Source organism: Cellulomonas sp. GbtcB1 (genome assembly GCF_019091725.1).
Taxonomy (GTDB): Bacteria; Actinomycetota; Actinomycetes; order Actinomycetales; family Cellulomonadaceae; genus Cellulomonas.
This window is the reverse complement of record NZ_JAGXJG010000404.1, coordinates 1-247: the sequence shown is the minus strand read 5'-3', so window position 1 is coordinate 247 and position 247 is coordinate 1. Positions and strand designations below refer to the sequence as shown.

The window sequence follows — 247 nt, the reverse complement described above, 5'->3', positions numbered from 1 at the left end:
TCGTCGCGACGATGAGCGAGGGCCGCATGGTCGCCATGGCGCTGGGCCACCTGGGCAACTGGGCCCTCGCCGGCGCGTGGGCCACCCGGAACCTCGGGCGCACGGTGACCGCCGCCGAGCGGCTGAAGCCGGAGGCGCTGTTCCAGGAGTTCCTCGCGTTCCGGGAGGGCATCGGGCTGGAGATCATACCGCTCTCGGACGGCGGCGCGGGCGGCGGCGTGTTCCGCGAGCTGGTCCGCACCGCCCG

General features: G+C 74.9%; 1 pseudogene. It reads left to right on the top strand.

Annotation, left to right across the window (positions count from 1 at the left end):
• Nucleotides 1–247, top strand: a pseudogene (locus tag KVT14_RS20840) (phosphatidylinositol mannoside acyltransferase); the annotation flags it as partial.